This is a genomic window from Actinoplanes sp. NPDC051633 (genome assembly GCF_040681735.1).
In the GTDB taxonomy this organism is placed as follows: domain Bacteria; phylum Actinomycetota; class Actinomycetes; order Mycobacteriales; family Micromonosporaceae; genus Actinoplanes.
In genome coordinates this window covers 1-5,070 of record NZ_JBFAZH010000562.1, presented here as the reverse complement: position 1 = coordinate 5,070, position 5,070 = coordinate 1, and the positions used below count along the sequence as shown (strand labels likewise).

The following is a 5,070-nucleotide window of genomic DNA, read 5'->3' as shown; positions in this document are numbered from 1 at the left end:
GTCGAGAATCTGGTCAACACGGGCCAGTCGGCCCTGGAGTTGTGGCTGCTGCTGTTCGCGGCCTACGCGGTCGGCGACGGGATACGCAGCCGCCGCGCACACCTGGCAGCCGTCGAGCAGCGCACCGCCGACCTGGCCCGGGAGGAGCGGCAGCGGGCAGCGCTCGCGGTCGCCGCCGAACGGGCCCGGATCACCCGGGAGTTGCACGACGTGGTGGCCCACGGGATGTCGGTGATCGTGGTGCAGGCGCAGGGGGCCGCCGCCGCCCTCGAACGGCATCCCGACCGCACCGCCACCGCCTTGCAACACGTCATCGAGACCGGACGCTCGTCATTGGCCGAGATGCGCCGGCTGCTCAACGCCGGCCGCACCGACGTGGCCGGCGACGCGCAGCTCACCCCGCTGCCGGGGATCAGCGCGGTGCCCGCGCTGGTGGACCAGTTGCGGGCGGCAGGGATGCCGATCAACCTGCACATCGAGGGGGTCCCCGAGGTGATGCCGGCGGCGGTTGACCTGTCCGGATACCGGATCGTGCAGGAAGCCTTGACCAACACCCTCAAACACGCGGGCCCCGGCGCCGCCGCACACGTGCTGCTGGAATTCGATCCGGACTGCCTACGGGTGGAGGTGGCCGACGACGGCACCGGGTTGGCCGAGGGCGCGGACGGGCGGGGGAACGGGCTGCGCGGCATCGCGGAACGGGTAGCCATGCTCGGCGGCACCCTGGACATCGGCGGACGGGGCAGCGCCGGCTTCCGGCTCTGCGCGACTCTGCCGCTGACGTTTCCCAGCACGGCCGTGGTGCACCGATGAGCATTCGGGTGGTCCTGGTCGACGATCAGGCACTGGTGCGGACCGGGTTCCGGCTGGTGCTCGACGAGACCGGTGACATCGAGGTGGTGGGGGAGGCCGCCGACGGGGTGCAGGCGATGGACGTGGTGACGCGAGCCCGCCCCGACGTGGTGCTGATGGATGTGCGGATGCCCGGCGTGGACGGGGTCGAGGCCACCCGTCGTATCCGCTCCGGCACGCACCCCGCGAAGGTGATCATCCTGACCACCTTCGACCTGGACGAATACGTGCTCGCCGGTCTGCGTGCCGGGGCGAGCGGCTTTCTGCTCAAGGACGCGCTCGCCGCCGACCTGATATCGGCGGTGCGGGTCGTCGCCGCCGGTGAATCGGTGGCGGCGCCCAGCGTGACCCGCCGCCTGATCGCGCATTACCTGGGTAGCGCCCCGGCCCGGTCGGCCACCAGCGAGCGGCTCACCACGCTGACCGGGCGGGAGCGTGAGGTGCTGACTCTGGTCACCCGGGGCCTTTCCAACCCCGAGATCGCGGCGGCCCTGGTGCTCTCCGAGAGCACGGTCAAGACGCACATCAGCCGGATCCTCGCCAAACTCGACCTGCGTGACCGGGTGCAGGCGGTGATCCTGGGATACGAGTGCGGACTGGCCGATCCGGACCGGCGTGACCACACATCTGCTCACTAGGTTCAACGGGCCGAGCATTGTCCAAGCCGCATGACCGCCGGCCTTGGCCGGTAATCGGCGGCGTACGGTGATCGGTGTGGAGCCGGAGTCCGCGCCGAGCCTGCCGCCCGACCCTGATCTGGTCGAGCGGCTGCGTCGGCGCGACGATGCCGCCTTCGCCGCGGTTCTGGACGCCTGGTCGACCGGCATGCTCCGGGTGGCGCGTGGTTTCGTCTCCACCGCCGCCTCCGCCGAGGAGGTCGTGCAGGAGACGTGGCTGGCGGTCATCCAGGGGCTCGACGGTTTCGCTGGCCGGTCGTCTCTCAAGACCTGGGTGTTCCGAATCCTGGTGAACACCGCGAAGCGCCGTGGCGCGCAGGAAAGCCGGACGGTGCCCTGGAGCGGGCTGCCGGCGGGCGATGACGCCGGGCCGACCGTTGATCCCAGCCGTTTCCTCGAGGCGGGCCACGAGTGGGCCGGGCCCTGGCGGGAGTTCCCGGCGGCCTGGCCGCGGCCAGACCAGGCGGCGCTCGACCGCGAGATCCGGGAGCAGGCTGCCACCGCACTGGCCGGCCTGCCGGAGAGGCATCGTGTGGTGATCACGTTGCGCGACGTCGAGGGCTACAGCTCCGACCAGGTGTGCGTGGTACTCGAGATCTCGCCGGCCAATCAGCGGGTGCTGCTGCATCGGGCGCGGGCTGCCGTCCGCGCGGAGCTGGAGCGCTACTTCGCCGGGGCGGAAGCAGAGGTGATGACGTGAACGACCCCCACGACATGCGGTGCGACGAAGTGGTCGAACTCGTCACCGAGCTGGTCGAGGGCGCGCTGGACGCCGAGACCGAGCACCGGGTGGTCGCGCACCTGTCGTTGTGCGACGGCTGTCAGGCGTACGTGGAACAGGTCCGGCGCGCCGTCGAAGCGCTCGGGGATCCGCCGCCCGCCGAGCCGCCCGCGCTCCGTCCGGAGACCCGCGACGCGCTACTGGCCGCTTTCCGGGAAAGTTCGCGGTAACCGCGTAACGTCCGGGGGTGTCGCCGACACTGAACGGACATGATCGTTCAAGACTCGCACCGCGCACGGCTCTCGCGCCGGCTGCTCCCGCTGTACACGGCGGCCGCTCTGCAGGGCGTCTTCCTGTGGACGCCGATCGAAAAGCTCTTCATGACCGAGATCGGGTTCGATGCGGCCGGCATCGGCGTCATGGCAGCGGCGTACGCAGCCCTGGTCCCGATCGCCGAGGTGCCCTCCGGGATCCTGGCCGACCGGTGGAGCCGTCGTGGCGTACTGATGATTGCTGTTCTCGCGCTCGCCGCGAGTGAGCTCGTCGGCGGCCTGAGCACCAACCCGCTGACCTACATTGGCGGTGCCCTCCTGCTCGGCGTCTACTTCGCGATGTACACGGGCACGATGGACGCCATCATCTACGACACAGTGCTCGAGGAGACCGGCGACAGTGCCGCGTTCGAGCAGCTGCTCGGGCGGGCGCGGCTGGTCGAGAGCGTCGCTCTGGTCGGCAGTGCGCTCGCCGGGGGCGTACTCGCGGAACTGGTCGGCACCCGCGCGACATACTTCCTGACCCTGCCGTTCGTCCTGGCGTCCGCCGTGGCCCTGACGCGGTTCCGTGAGCCGCGGCTGCACCGTGCCGCCGAGCGGGTCTCGCTGCGAGCCCACCTCGCCGTCACCTACCGCGCGGTGCTCGGCCCGACGATGCGTGGACGTCTGGTGCCTGTGGTCCTGCTGGCGGTGCTCGGCGCCCTCGCCAGCCAGACGATCTTCGAGTTCGGGCCGCTGTGGCTGGTTGAACTCAAGTCGTCACCGGTCCTGTACGGCCCGTTCTGGGCGGCGCTGATGGCGACCTTCGGCCTTGGTGGTCTGCTGGCCGGACGGCTTCCGCTCGACCGGACGGTCACCCTGGCCGGCGTGGCGGCTGTCGCCGCCGGTGCGAGCATCGTCGTGAACACCTCCCGCGATCTGCCGGCGGTCACCGCCGCGATGGTGGTGCTCGTGATGCTGCTTGTCATGCTCGGGATCCATGTGACCCGCATGCTGCACGACGCCGTGCCGTCGTCCGTCCGGAGCGGGGTCGCCTCCGGTGTCAGCGCGCTGACCTGGTTGTCCTTCCTGCCGTTCGCGTTGGTGTTCGGTCTGGTGACCCGCGCCGCCGGGGTGTACGCGGCCGGCTGGATGATCACGGTCGTCATCGCCGCGGTCGGCGTGGTTCTGCTGACCTTGCCGAGGCGTGACGACCAGCGACCGGTGGAGGCGGAGGCGGAGGCGAGCGTTACTGAGTCGGCGACCGCCGCGCCGGCGCCGGTGGTCAGCGCGGCATCGAGATGACGGCTCGGTCGCCTCGGGCGTCGTCGCTCTTTGACGATCTCACCGATGTTCAGATCGCGCGCATCCGATTGTTGCGGGAGCCGTGTTCGACCTCCGCCAGGCCGAGCGCCTCGAGCACCGGCGGCACATAACTGCGAATCGGCCTCGCAAGCCCTTCTGAAAGCTGGCCGGTGGTCCGCATTCTCGTGGTCGACGATGAACCGCAGATCGTCCGGGCGCTGAGCATCAACCTGCGTGCCGGCACCTGACTCACCCCCGCCACCTGCTCACCGAGCCGGGGGATGGGCTACCGTTTCCGGCCGTAGCGCCCGCGGCGAGGCGCGATGTTCTGGGGGCGCGCATGCTGCATGTACGGGTGATCGCACCGGAGCAGGTCACCGGGCGGGCCCTGGATGCACTGGCCGGGGACAACGGGGTCACGCACCTGGTCGTGCTGCCCGGCGCCGCCCGTTCGCCGCGCGGCGACGTGATCGAGTTCGACGTCGTGCGGGAGGGCGCCAGCTCGGTCCTGGACCAGCTCAGCAGCCTCGGACTGGACCGCGACGGCGCGATCGTCGTCGAACGCGTCGACGCCACCTTCTCTGCCTCAGCCGACCGTGCCGAACGGCGAGTGCCCGGCCTGGGCGTTGATGCGGTGGTGTGGCACGAGATCGAACACCAGACCGGGGAGGAGACCGCGCTGTCGGCGTCGTTCCTGGCGTTCATGACCGTCGCCATGATCATCGCCGCCGTCGGCGTGTTGCTCGACCAGCCGATTCTCATCGTCGGTTCGATGGTCGTCGGCCCGGAGTTCGGGCCGCTCGCCGCCCTGTGCGTGGGCATCGTGCTGCGCAAGGCGTACCTGGTGCGGCGTTCGTTGGTGGCATTGGGGATCGGCTTCCCGGTCGGCATGGTCATCACCGTGGGGGCGGTGTGGTTGCTGACCGCGGCCGACCTGGTCGACAAGGGCATGCTGCTGGACGAGCGCCCGATGACCGACTTCATCTACCGTCCCGACGCGCTGTCCTGGGTCATCGGATTCCTCGGCGGTGTCGCCGGCATCCTGTCGCTCACCTCGGCCAAGGCAGGCACGCTGGTCGGGGTGTTGATCTCGGTGACGACCGTGCCGGCGGCGGCGAACGCCGCGGTGGCGCTGGCTTACGGCGTCCGTTGGGAAGCGGCCGGCTCGGCCTTGCAGTTGCTCATCAACCTGGCCGCGATCGTGGTCGCCGGGGTCCTCACCCTCCTGGTCCAGCGGACGTTCTGGAGGCGGTGGCGGCGGACG

Annotated in this window: 7 protein-coding genes; 6 read left to right on the top strand and 1 reads right to left on the bottom strand. The window is 70.4% G+C overall.

The genetic code is table 11. From position 1 onward, the window contains the following. From AB0M20_RS26615 to AB0M20_RS26595, 5 genes are all read left to right on the top strand, one after another. Nucleotides 1-813: histidine kinase (locus AB0M20_RS26615; RefSeq protein WP_364302683.1), on the top strand; the 813-nt coding region annotated here is incomplete at its 5' end. After that, a complete protein-coding gene (locus AB0M20_RS26610; protein ID WP_364302681.1) occupies nt 810-1,490 on the top strand; it encodes a response regulator transcription factor in 681 nt (226 codons plus the stop codon). The genes AB0M20_RS26615 and AB0M20_RS26610, both read left to right, overlap by 4 nt. Nucleotides 1,491-1,566: 76 nt before the next feature. After that, the gene (locus tag AB0M20_RS26605; RefSeq protein WP_364302679.1) at nt 1,567-2,229 is read left to right on the top strand and encodes a sigma-70 family RNA polymerase sigma factor; all 663 of its coding nucleotides are present in this window, start codon (nt 1,567-1,569) and stop codon (nt 2,227-2,229) included. Next, nucleotides 2,226-2,480: a zf-HC2 domain-containing protein gene (locus AB0M20_RS26600; protein WP_364302677.1), complete on the top strand. Its 255-nt coding sequence runs from the start codon at nt 2,226-2,228 to the stop codon at nt 2,478-2,480. Before AB0M20_RS26605 ends, AB0M20_RS26600 begins: the two co-directional genes overlap by 4 nt. Before the next feature lie 39 nt (nt 2,481-2,519). Beyond that, nucleotides 2,520-3,806, top strand: a complete 1,287-nt coding sequence (locus tag AB0M20_RS26595; RefSeq protein ID WP_364302675.1) for an MFS transporter — start codon at nt 2,520-2,522, stop codon at nt 3,804-3,806. A 49-nt stretch (nt 3,807-3,855) separates the two neighbouring features. On the opposite strand, the gene AB0M20_RS26590 is transcribed toward AB0M20_RS26595, so the two are convergent. Next, a complete protein-coding gene (locus AB0M20_RS26590) occupies nt 3,856-4,059 on the bottom strand; it encodes a DUF6855 family protein (protein WP_364302673.1) in 204 nt (67 codons plus the stop codon). Nucleotides 4,060-4,146: 87 nt separating this feature from the next. Here AB0M20_RS26590 and AB0M20_RS26585 point away from each other — a divergent pair. Continuing rightward, a partial coding sequence (locus AB0M20_RS26585) for a DUF389 domain-containing protein (protein WP_364302671.1) occupies nt 4,147-5,070 on the top strand: 924 nt, incomplete at its 3' end.